Origin of the sequence: Geodermatophilus sp. CPCC 206100 (assembly GCF_048569675.1) — a bacterium.
Lineage (GTDB): Bacteria > Actinomycetota > Actinomycetes > Mycobacteriales > Geodermatophilaceae > Geodermatophilus.
In genome coordinates, this window is record NZ_JAQISV010000048.1 from 32,949 (window position 1) to 50,550 (window position 17,602).

Genomic DNA, 17,602 nt, shown 5'->3' on the forward strand with positions numbered 1-17,602 from the left:
CCGGGTCCCCCGTGTCCGTCGTCGGCGCGGCTCGCGGTACCCGGGGGATCGTCCGGCCGACGGCGATGCCCTACGGGCTGGACCGGCTGCCGCCCACGGAGCGGCTGGCCGACCTGGTCGCGCTGTACTGGCGGGTGTCGTGGGCGCTGCCGCCCGGGGCGACCTACGACTCGCTGGTCCTCTCCTACCCCGCCGTCAACGTGTCGGTGGAGCCGGACGGCGTCTGGCTGACCGGTCCGGTGTCCGGCACCTACCGCCGGCCGCTCACCGGCACGGCCACCGTGTCGGCGGTGCGGTTCCGGCCGGCCGCCTTCCGGTCGCTGGTCGACCGGCCGGTCAGCTCGCTGCGCGACCGGGTGCTCCCGGCCGGGGACCTGCTGGCGGTCCCGGCGTCCCTGCCCGGCGACGTCGCGGCGGCCGCCGACCTGGCAGCCGCGCGGGAGGTGCTGGAGGACTGGCTGCTGGGCCTGCCCCGCTCCCCCGTGCCGGGCGCCGCCGAGCTGGACGCCGCCGTGGCGCTCGTCGAGGCGGACCGGACCGTCACACGGGTCGACCACCTCGCCGAGCGCACCGGCCGCAGCGTCCGGGCCCTGCAGCGGGCGTTCGCCGACGTCGTCGGCCTGCCGGTCAAGCAGGTCATCCGGGCGGCCCGGCTGCGCGAGGTGGCCGAGCGGGCGCTGACCGGGGACGTCGACTGGGCCCTGGTCGCCGCCGAGCTGGGCTACAGCGACCAGGCGCACCTGGTCCGCGACTTCACCGCGGCGGTGGGCACTCCCCCGGCCCGGTACGCCCGTGAGGCCGCGTCGCGTTCCTCCAAGACGCCGCCGGGCGCCGGTCCCTAGCGTCGGGTCCATGACGACGACGCTGCCCGCCCTCTACGACCGGCTGGCCGAGGCCGCCGGGGAGGCCGCCCGCATCGCCCGCGGTGCCGCCGGGGCGCCGCTGGACTCCCCCACCCCCGACGCCGAGTGGGACCTGCGCGCCCTGGTCGACCACTGGGTGCTCTACAGCGCCCACGGACTCGAGTGCCGCGCCCGGCGGCAGCCGATCCCCGACGACCTGGCCGCCCGCGACTTCGCCGCCGAGCCCGACTGGCCCGAGCAGTACGCCGCCCAGCTCGACCGCGCCCTGGCCGCGTGGCGCGAGCCGGCCGCCTGGGAGGGCGAGATCGACCTCGGGGGCATGTCGGTCCCCGCCGACACGGTGGCCGGGATGCTGGTCAAGGAGCTCACCGTGCACGGCTGGGACGTCGCCCGCGCGACCGGCCAGGACCTCGCCGTCGGCGAGGAGACGGCCCGGCTCGTCCTCGACCTGGTCGTCGAGCACGGCGCGCTGTTCCGCGAGTACGGCGGCTTCGCCGCCGAGCTGCCGGTCGACGACGCGACGCCGACCTTCGAGCGGGCGCTGCGGCTGTCCGGCCGCGACCCGCACTGGCGCCGCCCCTGACGGCGCGAGTTCAGCGGCTGGAGACGGCCACCCGGACGCCGAGCGCCACCAGCACCGATCCGCTGACCACCTCCAGCCGCCGGCGGATCCGCGGCCGCCGGAACCAGGTCCCGGCCCGGGCCACGCCGGCCGCCAGGGCCAGGTACAGGCCGGTCTCCAGGGTGATCTGCAGCAGCCCGAGCAGGGCGGTGGTCGCGAAGACCGGGCCGTCGGCCGGGACGAACTGCGGATAGAACGCGAGCATGAAGACGGCGGCCTTCGGGTTGGCCAGCTGCACGACCAGCCCCTCACCGAACGCCGTCCACCAGCGCCGCCGTCCCGGCCGGCCGGCCGGCGCGGCGGGGACGTCGGGCTGCCCGCGGTCCCGCCAGGCCGCGCGCCAGGCGCGGATGCCGAGGATGAGCAGCACGGCCGCGCCGACCACCCGCAGCACCAGGTAGCCGACCTCGGACGCCGCGACGAGAGCGGCGAACCCGGCGCCGGCGACCAGCGCCCAGGCGTAGAGCCCCAGCTCCAGGCCGAGCACGGTGGGCACCGCGCCGGACAGTCCGCGGAGCGCGGCCCGGCGGACGATCAGCGCCATCGCCGGCCCCGGTGAGGCCGCGATGAGCACGACGGCCAGCACGAAGGCCGGCAGCGACCCGAGCAGGTCCACCCCGCGAGGGTGTCAGGACGGCGGTCGTCCGGTCGACCGACTTCCCCGCCGGGCGACGTACGCGGCGACGCCGTCGAGGTAGCGGTCCAGGGCGAACCGGAAGGCCTCCTCCAGCTCGCCGCCCAGCGAGGCGGCGTCCGCCGGCGGCGGCGCGTCGAACACCCCGGAGGCGACCGCCCGGGCGAGGGCCGGGAAGCGCGCGGGGTCCAGCAGCGACCCGAGGGTCGCCCCGTAGCCGCGCCCGGCGGCCTCGGGGTCGGCGGCGAAGCCGCGCTCGAGGTCGATGGCCAGCCGCGCCTCCCCGTGGACGAGCGTGATCAGGCCGGTGATGACGGCGAGCCGCTCGCCGTCATCCAGGGGCGAGCCCTCCAGCGCCGCGAGCCCGCGGTCGAGCCAGGCCAGGTTGCCCGGCCCCATGGGAGGCCCGCTGATCGGGATGTCGCGGAACCAGGGGTGGCGGCGCAGGACGGCGAGGACGGCCGCTGCCCACGCGGTCAGCTGCTGCCGCCAGTCCCCCTCCCCCAGGCCCGGCGGCGGCTCCTCGACGGCGGCATCGGCCATGAGCAGCAGCAGCTCCTCCTTGCTGCGCACGTGCCGGTAGAGCGCCATGGTCGCGTTGCCCAGCTCGGCGGCGACCCGGGCCATGGACACCGCGGCCAGCCCCTCCGCGTCGGCGACCGCGACCGCGGCGCGGGTGAGGTCCGCGACGGTGAGCGCGGGCCGGCGGCCGCGGCGCCCGGCACCGCGACGTCCCCAGAGCAGGGCCACGTCGTCGGGCAGGACCGGAGGGCTTGTCACGGTCCGAGCGTATCCCATACGCTTTTTCGCGTATCGCGTACGCATAACCGTGGAGGTAACCGTGATCGTCGAGGCCCACGGCCTGAGCAAGTCCTACGGTGCGCGCCGGGTGCTCGACGGCGTCGACCTCGCCGTCGGCGAGGGGACCGTGCTGGCCCTGCTCGGCCCCAACGGCGCCGGCAAGACCACCACCGTCCGCCTGCTGACGACGCTGGCGCGCCCGGACGGCGGCCGGGCCACCGTCGCGGGCTTCGACGTGGCCACCGAGCCGGCCGCGGTGCGTCGCGTGATCGGCGTGACCGGCCAGTTCGCCGCCGTCGACGACCAGCAGACCGGCCGGGAGAACCTGGTCATGATCGGCGCGCTGCGGCACCTGGGGCGGGCCGGCTCCGCCCGGCGCGCCGCCGAGCTGCTCGAGCGCTTCGACCTCGTCGACGCCGCCGACCGCCGCACGGTCACCTGGTCCGGCGGCATGCGGCGCCGGCTGGACCTGGCCATGAGCCTGGTCGCCCCGCCGCGCGTGCTGTTCCTCGACGAGCCGACGACGGGCCTGGACCCGGTCAGCCGGACGGCGGTGTGGACGGCGGTCGGCGAGCTGGTCCGCGGCGGCACGACGATCGTGCTGACCACGCAGTACCTGGAGGAGGCCGACCGGCTGGCCGACCGGATCGTGCTGCTGGACGGCGGCCGGGTGGCCGCGGACGGCACCGCCGACGCGCTCAAGGCCCGGATCGGCGGCGAGCGGCTGGTGCTCTCCTTCCCCGACGCCGCGGCCCGCCGGTCGGCCCTGGCCCACCTCCCCGGCGCGCTGGCCGACGCCGCCCCGCTGACCGCGTCCCTCCCCTCCGACGGCAGCGCCACGCACGTGCGCCGGGTGCTGGCCGACCTGCACGACGCCGGGATCCCGGTGGACCGCGTGGCCACGGCCCGCCCGACCCTCGACGACGTCTTCCTCGCCCTCACCGGGACGGCGCCGGCGCCCGCCCCCGTCTCCGCGCCCGTCCCCGCCTGACCGGTCGACCCGAGGAGTTCCGATGCACACCCTCTCCCCCACCGTCCCCCTGAGCCGGCGGGCCGCCGCGGCCGTCGGCGAGTCCCTCACCCTGGTCGGCCGCTGCACCCGGCTGTCCCGCCGCGACGTCGAGGCCCTGGTCATGGCGGTCGTGCTGCCGCTGCTGATGATGGCGCTGTTCGTGTACGTGTTCGGCGGGGCGATCGCCACCCGCGCCGCCTACGTCGACTACGTCGTGCCCGGCATCGTGCTGCTCTGCGTCGGGTTCGGCGCGGCGTCCACGGCCACCGCGGTCGCGGCCGACATGACCGGCGGCATGGTCGACCGGCTGCGCTCCATGCCGATCGCCGGCTCGGCGCTGCTCACCGGGCACGTGGTGGCCAGCGTCGCCCGCAACGCCCTGGCCACCGCGGTGGTGATCGCCGGCGCCGTGGCCATGGGGTTCCGCCCCGACGCCGGGCCGGTCGAGTGGCTGGCCGCGCTGGGCCTGCTGCTGCTCTACGTGCTGGCCCTGTCCTGGCTGGCCGCGGGCCTGGGCGCGATCGCCTCCAGCGTGCAGTCGGCCAACGCCCTCACCTTCGCGATGCTGTTCCTCCCCTACCTCAGCAGCGCGTTCGTGCCGACCGACACGATGCCCGCCGCGCTCCGGACGATCTCCGAGCACCAGCCGATCACCCCGGTCATCGAGACCGTCCGCGGACTGCTCACCGGCACGCCGATCGGCGCCTCGGGGCCGATCGCGCTGGCCTGGTCGGCCGGGCTCCTCGGCGCCTTCGCTGTGCTCGCCGCCGTGCTGTACCGCCGGCGGACGCAAGGGTGAACGTGTGTTGGGGATAACGGCAGTAGGGTGAGCCTCCGCGAGGATCCAGGCCGGTGCGGTTGACTCGGCGCCGTGGACGTCGTCGCCCGGTTCTGGGCCCGGGTCACCGCGCCGGTGCCCGAGCTGCCCGCTGCGGTGCTCCTCGGCGCGCTGGCCGCCGCCGCGCTCGTCGTCCTCTCCCCCGCCCTGTGGCGGCCGGCGCGCACCGTCGTGACCATCGCCCACGAGGGCGCGCACGGCCTGGTCGCGCTGGCCGCCGGACGGCGGCTGTCAGGCATCCGGCTGCACTCGGACACCTCGGGGCTCACCGTCTCCGCCGGCCGGCCCACCGGGCTCGGCATGGTGCTCACCTGCGCGGCCGGCTACACCGGCCCGGCGCTGTTCGGACTCGGCGCCGCCGCGCTGCTCGCCGCCGGGCACGCGGTCGGGCTGCTCTGGGCCCTCCTCGGGCTGCTGGCGCTGCTGCTCGTGCAGATCCGCAACTGGTACGGCCTGTGGGCGGTGCTGGCCACCGCCGCGGTCGTGCTCGCGGTCACCGAGTGGCTGCCGCCCGCCGGCCAGGCCGCCTTCGCCGCCGGCGGCACCTGGTTCCTCCTGCTGGCCGCGCCCAAGACCGTGCTGGAGCTGCGGCGGTCCCGGCGCCGCCGGTCGGCGCCGGACTCCGACGCCGACCAGCTGGCCCGGCTCACCCACCTGCCGGCCGCGCTGTGGGTCGGCGTCTTCCTGCTGGTGGACGTCGGCGCGCTGCTGCTGGGCGCCTGGTGGCTGCTCCGCTAGCTCAGCTGCGCCCGCGCCGCCGCGGCTCCACCCCGGCCGGCTGGCGCACCGGCTCCACCTCCGGGGCCGGCGGGATCTGCGCGGTGAACTCGTTCTCGTCCACGGTGATCCGGCGGCCGTGGTGGTGGACATCGAGCGGATCGCCCTCGGTCAGCCGGTAGGTCGCCTGGTCGGGCGTCACGATGACCGCCAGGCAGCGGCCCTGGTAGTTGAGCCGGAAGCCCAGCCGGGTGATCCGCTCGGGCAGCCGGGGGGCGAAGGTCAGGTGCCCGTCGTGGTCGCGCATCCCGCCGAACCCGGCGACGGCGACGGTCCAGCCACCGGCCAGCGAGGCGATGTGCAGGCCGTGCCCGGAGTTGCCGTGCAGGTTCTGCAGGTCGGTGAGGGTGGCCTCGCCCCAGTAGTCGTAGGCCAGCTCCAGGTGCCCGGCCTCGGCGGCGACCACCGCCTGCTGGGTCGCCGACAGGGAGGAGTCGCGCACCGTCCGGGCCTCGTAGTACGCGAAGTCGGCGACCTTCTCCTCGTGGGTGAAGGCGTCCCCGCGCAGGTGCAACGCCATGACGAGGTCGGCCTGCTTGACGACCTGCTTGCGGTAGATGTCGAAGTACGGGTAGTGCATGAGCAGCGGATAGCAGTCCGGCGGCGTCTTCTCGAAGTCCCACTCCTGGTGGTGGGTGAACGCGTCGGACTGCATGTGGACGCCCAGCCGGGTGTCGTAGGGCACCGCCATGAGGTCCGCGGCGCGCCGCCAGTCCCGCACCTCGTCGTCGCTCACGAGGAGCCGGCCGGCGACGTCGGGCTGGCGCTGCACCGCGGCGGCCGCCTCCCGCAGGTTCCGCTGCGCCATGAGGTTCGTGTAGACGTTGTTGTCGACCACGGCGGTGTACTCGTCGGGGCCGGTGACCCCGTCGATGCGGAACCCGTGCTCCTCGTCGAAGTGGCCCAGCGAGGCCCACAGCCGGGCGGTCTCGATCAAGAGCTCCGCACCGGCGTCGCGGTCGAACTCCTCGTCCTGCGTGGCGTTGTGGTAGCGGACGACGGCGTCGGCGATGTCGGCGTTGATGTGGAAGGCCGCCGTCCCGGCCGGCCAGTACCCCGAGGTCTCCTCGCCGCGGATGGTGCGCCACGGGAAGGCGGCCCCCCGCAGGCCGAGCACCCGGGCCCGCTCGCGGGCCAGCTCGAGCGTCGAGTGCCGCCAGCGCAGTGCGTCGCGGGCGGCCTCCGGCGCGATGTAGGTGAGCGCCGGCAGCACGTAGGTCTCGGTGTCCCAGAAGGTGTGCCCGTCGTACCCCGGTCCGGTCAGGCCCTTGGCCGGGATCGGCTGGCGCTCGGCCCGGAGCCCCGCCTGGAGCAGGTGGAAGACGCCGACCCGCACCGCCTGCTGCAGCTCGTCGTCGCCCTCGATCTCGACGTCGGCGTGCATCCAGTGCTGGTCGAGCACCTCCCGCTGCTCCCGCAGCAGCCGCTCGAACCCGGCCAGCTTGGCGGTCGCCAGCGCCCCCTCGACCTGGTCGCGCAGGGCCGCCGCCGACCGCCGGGAGGACCAGCCGTAGGCCAGGTACTTGACCATCCGCACCGCCGAGCCCTGGGGCAGGCGGGCGGCGAGGGTGAAGCGGGCGAGGTCCTCGCCGGACTCGATGTCCTGGGTGGAGCTGTCGGGGACGTCCACCACGTGGTCCATGCCGGCGGCCATGCGCAGCCGGCTGCGCGCGGTGCGGTGCACCAGGACGGCACGCTGGCCGCGGGCCACCGCCATCTCGTTGACCAGCGGCCGGGCCAGCGCCGCCGCCGACCGCGGGTCGTCGGACTCGCTGCCGCTGTCCACCGGCTCGTTGGCCAGCAGGTCCGACTGCAGGGCCACGTAGAGGTCGCCGCGGCCGTCGGTGCACTCGACGCTGTACTCGATGGCGGCGATCGACCGCCGGCGCAGCGACACCAGCCGGGTGCTGGTCACCGTCACCGTGCGGCCGTTGGGCGAGCGCCACTCGGTGGTGCGGCGCAGCACCCCGCGGCGCAGGTCGAGGGTGCGGCGGTGGTCGATGATCTCGCCGTAGGCCAGGTCCAACGGGGTGTCACCGACCAGCAGCCGGATCAGCTTGCCGTCGGTGACGTTGACGACGGTCTGCCCCTGCTCGGGGAAGCCGTAGCCGGCCTCGGCGTAGGGCAGCGGCCGCTCCTCGAAGAAGCCGTTGAGGTAGGTGCCGGGGACGACGACCGGCTCCCCCTCCTCGAACGAGCCGCGCATGCCGAGGTGCCCGTTGGCCAGGGCGAAGATCGACTCGTGGACGGCCAGCGAGGCGTGGTCGAGGCCGATCTCGGTCAGCGACCACGGCTCGAGGGGGAAGGTGGGCCGGCCCTGGGTCACGCCCCCTCCTCCCCCATCAGCTCGGCGAGGTCGCGGACGACGACGTCGGCGCCGGAGGCGGCCAGCGCGTCGGACTGCCCGACCCGGTCCACGCCGACGACGAAGCCGAAGTCCCCGGCCCGGCCGGCGGCCACCCCGGCGAGGGCGTCCTCGAACACCACCGCCGCGGCCGGGTCCACCCCCAGCGCCCGCGCCCCGGCGAGGAAGGTGTCGGGGGCGGGTTTGCCGCGCAGCCGCTGCTCGGCAGCGACGACGCCGTCCACCCGGGCGTCGATGAGGTCGGCGAAGCCGCCGGCCTGGACCACCTGCGCGCCGTTGGCCGACGCGGTGACGACGGCGGTGGCCAGGCCGGCGTCCTTGACCGCGCGCAGGTACCGCACCGACCCGGGGTAGACCTCGACCCCGTGCTCGTCCAACTCGGCCAGGACCAGCTCGTTCTTGCGCCGGCCCAGCCCCTGCACGGTCTCGGCGTCCGCGGGGTCCTCCGGCCCTCCCTCGGGGAGCGTGATCCCGCGGCCGGCGAGGAAGTCCCGCACGCCGTCCAGGCGCGGCTTGCCGTCGACGAAGCGGTTGTAGTCCTGCTGCGTGAACTCCGGCAGCTGCGGGTCCCGGCGGTGGAGGAACTCGTCGAAGGTGCGCTTCCAGGCCGCCATGTGCACGGTCGCGGTGCGCGTCAGGACGCCGTCGAGGTCGAACAGGCAGGCGCGGATGACGCCAGGGAGGCCGAGCACGGGGCGACGGTACCGGCGCGCGGGGACGGCCGCCGGTCCGGAGGGCGTCGGTGATCACCGACGCGCGCGCCGTCCCTCCCCCGCCCTAGGGTCGGCCCGGGGCACGCCCGCCCCGCCGCCGAGTCCGAGGAGAGGACCGCCATGGCCGACCGGCCGACGCCGCCGAACCCGTTCGACTTCCTGCCCCGGGTGCCGGGTTTCGAGGTGACCAGCAGCGACTGCGCCGACGGGCAGCCGCTGTCCCAGCCGCACGTCAGCGGGGTCATGGGCGCCGGCGGCGAGGACCGCTCCCCGCAGCTGTCCTGGTCGGGCTTCCCCGAGGGCACCAAGAGCTTCGCGATCACGGTGTACGACCCCGACGCCCCCACCCAGAGCGGGTTCTGGCACTGGGCGGTGGCCAACATCCCCGCGTCGGTCACCGCGCTGCCCAGCGGTGCCGGCGACCGGGAGGGGTCCGGCCTGCCCGAGGGTGCGGTGCAGCTGCGCAACGACGCCGGCTTCCCCGGGTACGTCGGCGCCGCACCGCCGTCCGGGCACGGACCGCACCGCTACTACGTGACCGTGCACGCCGTGGACACCGAGACCCTCGACGTCACGCCTGACACCACCCCCGCGGTGCTCGGGTTCACCCTGTTCACCTCGACACTCGGACGGGCGACCCTCGTCGCCACCTACGCACAGGACTGACTCCGCGGCGTGAGGGACACGCCTCGGGTGCTTGAAGTTTTGACCTCCGTTCGCACGGGGGTCGCACCATGAGGGCATGCCCGGGGCCGTGCCCGCCCGACTCGGCCTGCAGCGCACCCGTGTGCCGGTGCTGCTGCCGGTGGTGATGGTCCTCGCGCTGTCGCTGGCCGCGCTGCCGGCCCGGCCCGCGGCGGCCAGCGCGCCCGCGCTGGGGAACGCGGTCGCCGAGGCCGCCGGCGCGTTCGGGTCTCCCGGCACGCTCGCCGTCGTCATCACCCCGCAGCACGGCCGGGTGGCGGGCCTGACCGCGCGGGCGCTGGAGGCCCGCACCGCCCGGCTGGTGTCGGCCACCGCCGACAACGGGCAGGCCGACCGCGTGTTCCCCACCGCGTCGCTGGTCAAGCTGTTCGTGGCCGAGGGGCTGCTGCACCGCGCGCGCACCGGTCGGGTGGCCCTCTCCCCCGGCGATCTCGCGACGCTGCAGGACATGATCGCGCGGTCCAGCGACCCCGCCGCCTCGCAGATGTGGGTGCGCTTCGACGGCCCGGGCCTGGTCCGGGAGGTCGCCGTCCGGTACGGCCTGCGCGCCACCGCTCCGCCGCGGGCCTCGGGACAGTGGGGGGAGACGACGACGACCGCGCGCGACCTGGCCCGGTTCCTCGCGGCGCTGCCGGTCGTGGCCGCCCCCGACGACGCCGCCACCCTGACCGGCTGGATGACCGCCGCCGCTCCGCAGGGCGCCGACGGCTTCGACCAGCGCTTCGGCCTGCTCGGCACCGCCCCCGCCACGCCGGCGGTCAAGCAGGGCTGGATGTGCTGCCTGGGCGGCCAACGGCACCTGCACTCGGTCGGCGTCGTCCAGGGGCTGGTGGTGGTGCTGCTCAGCGAGGTGCCGCGGTCGGTGGGCTGGGACGCCGGCCGCGCGGCGCTCAGCGCGGCCGCCCGGCCGCTCGCGGCCGTCCCGCCGCCGGGGACTCCCTGACGCTCAGGCGTCGGGCAGGTCGGCCACCCCGACCGTCGCCAGCCGCGCGAACCCGACCCGCTCGTAGACGCGGGCGACGTCGTCGTCCCCGGCCACGAGGAACACCAGGTCGGCGCTCTCCCGGGCGTGCGCGGCGAGCGCGGAGGCCAGGCCCGCGCCCAGGCCCCGGCCGCGCAGCCGGGGCAGGGTCGCCACCCCGGTGATCTCGCTGATCTCGGTGCCGTCCACGTCGACCGGCGCGTGCGACCCGACCGCGACCGGCTCGCCGTCCTCCACGGCCACCATCATCACCGTCCGCCCGGTGGCGATCCGCTCGCGCAGCCGCGCCGTGCGGGGGGACTCCGGCGCCGCGCCGACCGCCGGGTCGCCGACGTCGGCGCGCGGACCCGGGTGGGCGAAGGCGATGGCGGCCAGCTCCAGGTAGCGGGGCAGCTCGGGGTCGTCGGCGCCGACCAGGTACAGCCGCACCCCGGAGGGCAGCAGCAGCTCGACCGGGTCGGCGGCGACCAGCAGCGGGGACTCCTCCACCGCCAGGCCGGCCTCGCGCACGGCGGCGGCGGCCGTCGGGGAGCACTCGCAGATCCACTCGAGGGCCACCGGCAGGCCGGCGGCGCGCTGGCGCTCGACGACGGCGCGGACGTCGTCGGCGGAGACGGTCTCGCCGCGGCGCGGCCGGGCCGGGTGCGGCCACACCGGGCTGCCGACCGGCACGTCGATGGCACCGACGGAGTCGATGCGGCCGTCGGTCCGCGCCGCGGTGGTGAAGTACCGCTCGATGTCCTCGAGCAGCCCGGGCGAGGTGGCCACACCGGCACCCTAGACGGGCGGCGGAGCTCCAGGAGCCCAGCGGCCCGGGACGACCCCCGGGCGGGTGACGTGCCGGACGGACGGCACCATGGGCACCGTGACGGCAGGGACACGACCCCAGGTCTCGCCCTACGCGGTCTTCGACCGCGCCTCGTGGCGTGCCCTCGCAGCCGGGACGGCCCTCCCCCTGGACGAGGCGGAGCTCGGGGAGCTGGCCACGCTCGGCGACCGCATCGACCTCGACGAGGTGGCCACCGTCTACCTGCCGCTGGCCGGCCTGCTCCGGCTGCACGTGGAGGCCAGCCGCCGGCTGTGGGCGGCGCGCAGCGAGTTCCTCGGCGACAGCACCGAGAAGGTGCCCTACGTGATCGCCGTCGCCGGCAGCGTCGCGGTCGGCAAGAGCACCACCGCCCGGCTGCTGCAGACCCTGCTCGGCGCCGGGCCGGACCAGCCCCGGGTCGACCTGGTGACCACCGACGGGTTCCTGCTGCCCAACGCCGCGCTCGAGGCCCGGGGCCTGCTGGGCCGCAAGGGCTTCCCGGAGAGCTACGACCGGCGGGCGCTGGTCCGCTTCCTCGCCGACGTGAAGTCCGGGCGCGAGGTGGTGAGCGCCCCGCTGTACGACCACTCGTCCTACGACGTCGTGCCCGGGGCGCGGCAGGTCGTGGACCGGCCGGACATCCTCGTGCTGGAGGGCCTCAACGTCCTGCAGGCCGGCCGCCGCGCCGACGGCAGCGCGCCCGACATCTTCCTCTCCGACTTCTTCGACTTCTCCGTCTACGTCGACGCCGCCGAGTCCGACATCCAGCGCTGGTACGTCGAGCGCTTCCTGGCCCTGCGCCGGACGGCGTTCCAGGACGCCGACGCCTACTTCCACCGCTTCGCCGGCCTCACCGACGACCAGGCCCGCGAGACCGCGGTGGGGATCTGGGCGGCGGTCAACGGCCCGAACCTGCGCGACAACATCGCGCCCACCCGCTCCCGCGCCCGGCTGGTGCTGCAGAAGGCCGCCGACCACGAGGTGCGGCGGGTGCTGCTCCGCAAGATCTGAGGTCGGTGCCCGCAGCCCGGCATGGCGAGACGTGACGGACCCGATGGGGTGAGGTGGTGAGTTTCGTCACCTGACAGCCACACCCGAGGCGGCGCACACTCGCAGCGTCCGGTCACCGGACACGCACACTGAGTGAACCGGCCATCCTGCCGGCCCCGATCGGAGACCCCCGATGTGTTCCCACCTCACGCCCTGCCCCACGCCCGACAGCGACCTGCGTGACCTCGCCGCCGTCGTACGCAGCCACCCCGAGCAGGGCTGGAACCTGCTCTGCAACGGCGTCGTCCTGTTCGACGACGACGGCGAGCTGCTCCCCGACGGCCGCGCCGTCGACGGCCACCGCTCCTGGCGGACGCCGCAGCTGACCGCCGGCTGAGCGCGCCGTCTCCTCGCTGCCTTTCTCACTGCTCCTCCCGACGGCCCCCGGTACGGCGGCGCGTGTGTTGGGGATAACGGTCCACGATGGGGCACGACCGACCGCCGCCGACCCCGTGGCCGGCACCGGAACGCGGTTCAGGCCGGGGCGCCGGCCCGGACCGGCTCGGCCGCGGTCCCCCGGTCGTCCGCGGCGCCCGGCACCTGGGCGGGCCGCCGGGTGGCGGGCTCGCGTCCGGGCTCGGCGAACGCCTCCGGCGGCGGGCAGGAGCAGACGAGGTTGCGGTCCCCGTGGGCCTGGTCGACGCGGCGCACCGGCGGCAGGTAGCCGCGACCCCGCAGGCCCGGCACCGGGTGGACGGCGACGTCCCGGGGATAGGGCCGGCCCCACTCCCCCGCCAGCATCCCCAGGGTGTGCGGCGCGTTGCGCAGCGGGTTGTCGGTCCGGTCGTACTCGCCGGTCGCGACCTTCTCGACCTCGCCGCGGATGGCGGTCATCGCCTCGACGAAGCGGTCCAGCTCGGCCTCGTCCTCGCTCTCGGTCGGCTCGACCATCAGCGTCCCGGGGACCGGGAAGCTCATCGTGGGCGCGTGGAAGCCGTAGTCCACCAGCCGCTTGGCGATGTCGTCGTTGGTGATCCCGGTGGCCTTGGTGAGCGGCCGGATGTCGAGGATGCACTCGTGGGCGACCAGCCCGTCCGCGCCGGTGTAGAGCACCGGGTAGTGCTCCCGCAGCCGGGCCGCCACGTAGTTGGCGGCCAGGATGGCGTGCTCCGTCGCCCGCAGCAGCCCGTCGGGGCCCATGAGCCGCAGGTACGCCCAGGAGATCGGCAGGATGCCGGCCGAGCCCCACGGCGCCGCCGACACCGCCGGCCCGGAGGCGCCGGTGTCGACCAGCGGGTGTCCCGGCAGGAACGGCACCAGGTGCTCGCGGACGCCGATCGGCCCCACCCCCGGCCCGCCGCCGCCGTGCGGGATGCAGAAGGTCTTGTGCAGGTTGAGGTGGCTGACGTCGGAGCCGAACCGGCCCGGCCGCGCCAGGCCGACCATCGCGTTGAGGTTGGCGCCGTCGACGTAGACCTGGCCGCCGGCGTCGTGCACCGCCGCGCAGAGCTCCCGGATGTCGGCCTCGAAGACCCCGTGCGTGGAGGGGTAGGTGATCATGAGCGCGGCGAGCTGGTCGGCGTGCTCCGCCACCCGGGCCCGCAGGTCCGCGAGGTCGACGTTGCCGGCCTCGTCGCAGGCGACGACCACGACCCGCATGCCCGCCATGACCGCGCTGGCGGCGTTGGTGCCGTGCGCCGAGGACGGGATCAGGCAGACGTCGCGGTGCGCCTCCCCGCGGGAGCGGTGGTAGCCGCGGATGGCCAGCAGGCCGGCGAACTCCCCCTGCGACCCGGCGTTCGGCTGCACGCTCACCGCCGCGTAGCCGGTGATCTCGGCCAGCCCGGCGCACAGCTCGTCGATGAGCTGCCGGTAGCCGCGGGCCTGCTCCGCGGGGGCGAACGGGTGCAGCTGGGCGAACTCCGGCCAGGTGACGGCGGCCATCTCCACCGCCGCGTTCAGCTTCATGGTGCACGAGCCCAGCGGGATCATCGTGCGGTCCAGCGCGAGGTCCTTGTCGGCCAGTGACCGCAGGTAGCGCAGGAGCGCGGTCTCCGAGCGGTGCGCCGAGAACACCGGGTGGGTGAGGAACGGGGTGCGCCGCCGCAGCTCCGGCGGCAGCGCGTCGGCGCCGTCCGCGCCCAGGACGGCGTCGTCGGCCGGGACGCCGAACGCCCCGGCGACCGTCCGCAGGACCTCGACGGTCGTCGTCTCGTCGCAGGCGACGCCCACGGTGTCGGCGTCGACCAGCCGCAGGTTGACCCGCCGCTGCGCGGCGGCGGCCACCACGTCGGCGGCCCGGCCGGGCACCCGGGCGAGCACGGTGTCGAAGAACCGGTCGTGGACGACGTCCACGCCGCCCGCCCGCAGCCAGCCGGCCAGTGCCTGGGCGCTGCGGTGCACCCGCGCGGCGATGGCGGTCAGCCCCTCGGCACCGTGGTGGACGGCGTACGCGCCGGCCATGACGGCGAGCAGCACCTGGGCGGTGCAGATGTTGCTGGTCGCCTTCTCCCGCCGGATGTGCTGCTCGCGGGTCTGCAGCGCCAGCCGGTAGGCGACGTCGCCGTCGGCGTCCACCGACACCCCGACGAGCCGGCCGGGCAGCTGGCGGGCCAGGCCCTCCCGGACCGCGAGGTACCCGGCATGCGGTCCGCCGTAGCCCAGGGGGACGCCGAACCGCTGGCTGGTGCCGCAGGCGACGTCGGCGCCCCACTCCCCCGGCGCCTCCAGCAGGGTCAGGGCGAGCAGGTCGGCGGCGACGACCACCGCCGCGCCGGCCTCGTGCGCGGCGGCGGCCAGCGCCCGGTGGTCGCGCACGGCACCGCTGGCGCCCGGACAGGACAGCAGCACGCCGAACGCACCGGCCGGCGGCAGGTCGGGAGGCCACCCGCCGGCCAGGTCGGCGACGTGCAGGCCGATGCCGAGCGGCTCGGCGCGGGTGCGGAGCACCGCCAGTGTCTGCGGCAGGGTGTCGGCGTCGACGACGAAGACGGCGGAGTCGTCGTCGCTCCGCCCGCCCCCGCGCCGCCCGGCCCGGCGGACCAGCGTCATCGCCTCGGCCGCCGCGGTGGCCTCGTCGAGCAGCGAGGCGCCGGCGACCGGCAGCCCGGTCAGGTCGGCCACCATCGTCTGGAAGTTGAGCAGCGCCTCGAGCCGGCCCTGGCTGATCTCGGGCTGGTAGGGCGTGTAGGCGGTGTACCAGGCGGGGTTCTCCAGGACCGCCCGCTGGATGACCGCCGGCGTGACGGTGCCGGAGTACCCCAGCCCGATCATCGAGGTGTAGACGTCGTTGGCCGCGGCGCGTTCAGCCAGCAGCCGCAGCACCGTCGCCTCGTCCGCGGCCGCCGGGAGGTCCAGGGCCGACCGGTCCCGCACCCCCTCCGGCACGCAGGCGTCGACCAGTGACTGCAGCGAGGGGAAGCCGACCGCCGCGAGCATCCGCTCGGTCCCGGCCGGGCTCGGGCCGATGTGCCGGGAGGCGAAGGACCCGGCGGGGTCCAGGGCGGTCAGGGACGGCAGCGATCCGGACAGCGGAGCACGCTCGGTCACCGTCGAACGCTACCGCGCAGCGGCCGGACGGACCGTCGACGACCGCCACGGTGCGCGGCCCTCTGCAGGGGCTCGCCGCGAGCGGCGGGGGTCCCTCCTCAGCCGGCGGCGCGGCGGCGACGGCGCAGCGAGAGCTCGTCGTCGGCCGGGTGCAGCGGGCCGCCGTCGATCCGCTCGGCCGGCAGCTCGGCGAGCTCGCCGGACAGCTCGCGCAGCGCGCCGGAGACGGCGATGCCGAACACGCCCTGCCCGCCGGCGAGCAGGTCGACGACCTCCTCGGCGGAGGTGCACTCGTAGACCGTCGCGCCGTCGGAGAACAGCGTGACGTTGGCGAGGTCCTTGATCCCGCGGTTGCGCAGGTGGTCGACGGCCTTGCGGATGTTCTGGAGGGAGACGCCGGTGTCCAGCAGCCGCTTGACGACCTTGAGCACGAGGATGTCGCGGAAGGAGTACAGCCGCTGTGTCCCGGAGCCGGTCGCGCTGCGCACCGAGGGGGCGACCAGACCGGTACGGGCCCAGTAGTCCAGCTGGCGGTAGGTGATGCCGGCAGCGGCGCACGCCGTCGGGCCGCGGTACCCGACCAGGTCGGTGTCGACCTCGTCGTAGGACGGTGCCCCCACGGCGGCGTCGCTGAAGAGCTGACCCTGGGAGCCGTTGCTCTGGTCGCTCACGTCAGCGTCCTCCTCTGCATCCCGCAGCGCCTCACCGCGGGAACCCCGGTCCGAGCGCCCGGGACGGAGTCCCTCGTGTCACACCGGTGTTGTTCGCCGACCGTAAGCCGGGGTCAGTGACCGGTCAACTGAGGCGGGCGGCGTGTCGCTGCACTCATCCATCCGGGGGGTATCGGCAGCTACAGCCGCGGACTCGACTCGAAACCGGATCGTCCTCGGAGGCCTGCGCTCCGCTCAGGCAGCGCCGCCGGAGCCGGAGCCGGCGCCGAAGTCCTCCGGGGAGATCTGGTCGAGGAACTCGCGGAACTTCTCGACCTCGTCCTCCTGCTCGTCGGGGATCTCGATGCCGACCTCGTCGAGCAACTCCTCGGCGCCGAAGATCGGCGCGCCGATGCGGACGGCGAGCGCGACGGCGTCCGACGGCCGGGCACTGACCACGCGCTCGTCGCCGAAGACCAGCTCGGCGATGTAGATCCCGTCGCGCATCTCGGTGATGTTCACGGCCTCGAGGGTCGCGCCCAACGCGCGGACGACGTCCTTGAGCAGGTCGTGGGTCATGGGCCGCGCCGGCCGCACGCCCTGCTGCTCGAACGCGATCGCGGCGGCCTCGACGGCGCCGATCCAGATCGGGAGGTACCGCTCGCCCTGCGTCTCCTTGAGCAGCAGGATCGGCTGGTTCCCGGGCAGCTCGACCCGGACCCCGACGACTCTGAGTTCCTGCACGGTGGGGCTCCCTCAGCTGCGGCCCGGGAAGGCGGTGGATCGGTCGTGGCGGCTGGTGGACGGGCGGGGTGCCGGTGCCGGTCCCCCCGGACCCGACGCGTCCACGGTACGCCGCTGTCAGGGGCGCAGGAGGTCCCGGAGGCGTGCCTCCAGCAAGGCGCCGTGCAGCTGCGCGGACAGCGCCGCGAGCTCCCGCAGCTTCTCGGTGGCCCGGGTCCGGGCCTCTTCGGAGCGGGCCCGCAGCACGGGCGCGACCAGTTGCTCGACCAGTCCGGCCTCGCGCTCGGCGCCGTTCTGGTACACGCGCAGGTGGCGGGGTTCGATCCCGTGCCGGGCCAGGCCGGCGGCGGCCCGGGCGATCGGCAGGTCAGCCGCCGGGTGCCTGCCCTCGGCGTCGGCGGTCAGCAGGCCGAACTGGACGCAGGCGGCCAGCTGCTCGGGCTCCAGCCCCGCCGCCCGGGCGAACTCCCCGGCCGGCAGGGCCGCGGCCTCCTCCGCCGCGGCGGCCGAGCGCGTCCAGGTGCTCCTTGATCACCTTCAGCGGGAGGT

General features: G+C 75.6%; 18 protein-coding genes. 9 read left to right on the forward strand and 9 right to left on the reverse strand.

What is annotated here, in order from left to right; translation table 11 throughout:
- Window positions 1–11: 11 nt before the first annotated feature.
- Together PGN05_RS20560 and PGN05_RS20565 are read left to right on the forward strand one after the other, a co-directional pair.
- Window positions 12–842, forward strand: coding sequence for a helix-turn-helix domain-containing protein (locus PGN05_RS20560; RefSeq protein WP_419754432.1), 831 nt, complete (start codon window positions 12–14; stop codon window positions 840–842).
- Window positions 843–852: 10 nt separating this feature from the next.
- Window positions 853–1,446 carry a TIGR03086 family metal-binding protein gene (locus PGN05_RS20565; protein WP_419754433.1) on the forward strand — a complete coding sequence of 198 codons (594 nt, stop codon included), beginning with the start codon at window positions 853–855 and terminating at the stop codon, window positions 1,444–1,446.
- Between the two features lie 10 nt (window positions 1,447–1,456).
- Here PGN05_RS20565 and PGN05_RS20570 read toward each other — a convergent pair whose 3' ends face one another.
- Together PGN05_RS20570 and PGN05_RS20575 are read right to left on the reverse strand one after the other, a co-directional pair.
- The gene (locus PGN05_RS20570) at window positions 1,457–2,101 is read right to left on the reverse strand and encodes a LysE family translocator (RefSeq protein ID WP_419754434.1); all 645 of its coding nucleotides are present in this window, start codon (window positions 2,099–2,101) and stop codon (window positions 1,457–1,459) included.
- Window positions 2,102–2,113: 12 nt separating this feature from the next.
- The gene (locus PGN05_RS20575) at window positions 2,114–2,899 is read right to left on the reverse strand and encodes a TetR/AcrR family transcriptional regulator (protein ID WP_419754435.1); all 786 of its coding nucleotides are present in this window, start codon (window positions 2,897–2,899) and stop codon (window positions 2,114–2,116) included.
- A 61-nt stretch (window positions 2,900–2,960) separates the two neighbouring features.
- Between PGN05_RS20575 and PGN05_RS20580 the strand changes: the two genes are divergently transcribed.
- The 3 genes from PGN05_RS20580 (at window position 2,961) to PGN05_RS20590 (ending at window position 5,508) form a co-directional block, all read left to right on the forward strand.
- Window positions 2,961–3,911, forward strand: coding sequence for an ATP-binding cassette domain-containing protein (locus PGN05_RS20580; RefSeq protein WP_419754436.1), 951 nt, complete (start codon window positions 2,961–2,963; stop codon window positions 3,909–3,911).
- Window positions 3,912–3,933: 22 nt separating this feature from the next.
- Complete coding sequence (locus PGN05_RS20585) at window positions 3,934–4,731, forward strand: ABC transporter permease (protein WP_419754437.1); 798 nt, start codon at window positions 3,934–3,936, stop codon at window positions 4,729–4,731.
- A 72-nt stretch (window positions 4,732–4,803) separates the two neighbouring features.
- Complete coding sequence (locus tag PGN05_RS20590; RefSeq protein WP_419754438.1) at window positions 4,804–5,508, forward strand: M50 family metallopeptidase; 705 nt, start codon at window positions 4,804–4,806, stop codon at window positions 5,506–5,508.
- 1 nt (window position 5,509) lies between these two features.
- Here PGN05_RS20590 and PGN05_RS20595 read toward each other — a convergent pair whose 3' ends face one another.
- On the reverse strand, window positions 5,510–7,873 hold the full coding sequence (locus tag PGN05_RS20595) for a glycoside hydrolase family 65 protein (protein WP_419754439.1): 2,364 nt from the start codon (window positions 7,871–7,873) through the stop codon (window positions 5,510–5,512).
- Window positions 7,870–8,604, reverse strand: a complete 735-nt coding sequence (locus PGN05_RS20600; RefSeq protein ID WP_419754440.1) for an HAD family hydrolase — start codon at window positions 8,602–8,604, stop codon at window positions 7,870–7,872. The genes PGN05_RS20595 and PGN05_RS20600 overlap by 4 nt, the downstream gene beginning before the upstream one ends.
- Window positions 8,605–8,745: 141 nt before the next feature.
- On the opposite strand from PGN05_RS20600, the gene PGN05_RS20605 reads away from it, so the two are divergent.
- A complete protein-coding gene (locus PGN05_RS20605) occupies window positions 8,746–9,291 on the forward strand; it encodes a YbhB/YbcL family Raf kinase inhibitor-like protein (RefSeq protein ID WP_419754441.1) in 546 nt (181 codons plus the stop codon).
- A gap of 76 nt (window positions 9,292–9,367) precedes the next feature.
- Window positions 9,368–10,273, forward strand: coding sequence for an LppW family protein (locus PGN05_RS20610; RefSeq protein ID WP_419754442.1), 906 nt, complete (start codon window positions 9,368–9,370; stop codon window positions 10,271–10,273).
- Window positions 10,274–10,276: 3 nt separating this feature from the next.
- Here the strand turns inward: PGN05_RS20610 and PGN05_RS20615 are convergent, their stop codons facing one another.
- Window positions 10,277–11,080, reverse strand: coding sequence for a GNAT family N-acetyltransferase (locus PGN05_RS20615; protein ID WP_419754443.1), 804 nt, complete (start codon window positions 11,078–11,080; stop codon window positions 10,277–10,279).
- A gap of 88 nt (window positions 11,081–11,168) precedes the next feature.
- Here PGN05_RS20615 and coaA point away from each other — a divergent pair, with 88 nt between their 5' ends.
- Together coaA and PGN05_RS20625 are read left to right on the forward strand one after the other, a co-directional pair.
- Window positions 11,169–12,131 (forward strand): type I pantothenate kinase, encoded by a 963-nt coding sequence (coaA, locus tag PGN05_RS20620; RefSeq protein WP_419754444.1) that lies wholly within the window; start codon window positions 11,169–11,171, stop codon window positions 12,129–12,131.
- 172 nt (window positions 12,132–12,303) lie between these two features.
- Window positions 12,304–12,507, forward strand: a complete 204-nt coding sequence (locus PGN05_RS20625; protein ID WP_419754445.1) for a DUF5999 family protein — start codon at window positions 12,304–12,306, stop codon at window positions 12,505–12,507.
- A gap of 137 nt (window positions 12,508–12,644) precedes the next feature.
- Here the strand turns inward: PGN05_RS20625 and gcvP are convergent, their stop codons facing one another.
- The 4 genes from gcvP to PGN05_RS20645 form a co-directional block, all read right to left on the reverse strand.
- Complete coding sequence (gene gcvP / locus PGN05_RS20630; RefSeq protein ID WP_419754446.1) at window positions 12,645–15,659, reverse strand: aminomethyl-transferring glycine dehydrogenase; 3,015 nt, start codon at window positions 15,657–15,659, stop codon at window positions 12,645–12,647.
- A 98-nt stretch (window positions 15,660–15,757) separates the two neighbouring features.
- Entirely contained in the window at window positions 15,758–16,279 is a 522-nt protein-coding gene (locus tag PGN05_RS20635; RefSeq protein WP_419754450.1) for a MerR family transcriptional regulator, read from the reverse strand.
- A gap of 285 nt (window positions 16,280–16,564) precedes the next feature.
- On the reverse strand, window positions 16,565–17,053 hold the full coding sequence (locus PGN05_RS20640; RefSeq protein WP_419754447.1) for a bifunctional nuclease family protein: 489 nt from the start codon (window positions 17,051–17,053) through the stop codon (window positions 16,565–16,567).
- A gap of 117 nt (window positions 17,054–17,170) precedes the next feature.
- Window positions 17,171–17,356 (reverse strand): hypothetical protein, encoded by a 186-nt coding sequence (locus tag PGN05_RS20645; protein WP_419754448.1) that lies wholly within the window; start codon window positions 17,354–17,356, stop codon window positions 17,171–17,173.
- Window positions 17,357–17,602 lie beyond the last annotated feature (246 nt).

Excerpts from the sequence above, each read along its gene's own strand:
- PGN05_RS20565 (WP_419754433.1), top strand. The coding sequence starts at position 853 with ATGACGACGACGCTGCCCGCCCTCTACGACCGGCTGGCCGAGGCCGCC.
- PGN05_RS20585 (WP_419754437.1), top strand. The coding sequence starts at position 3,934 with ATGCACACCCTCTCCCCCACCGTCCCCCTGAGCCGGCGGGCCGCCGCG.
- PGN05_RS20605 (WP_419754441.1), top strand. The coding sequence starts at position 8,746 with ATGGCCGACCGGCCGACGCCGCCGAACCCGTTCGACTTCCTGCCCCGG.
- PGN05_RS20610 (WP_419754442.1), top strand. The coding sequence starts at position 9,368 with ATGCCCGGGGCCGTGCCCGCCCGACTCGGCCTGCAGCGCACCCGTGTG.
- coaA (WP_419754444.1), top strand. The coding sequence starts at position 11,169 with ATGGGCACCGTGACGGCAGGGACACGACCCCAGGTCTCGCCCTACGCG.
- PGN05_RS20625 (WP_419754445.1), top strand. The coding sequence starts at position 12,304 with ATGTGTTCCCACCTCACGCCCTGCCCCACGCCCGACAGCGACCTGCGT.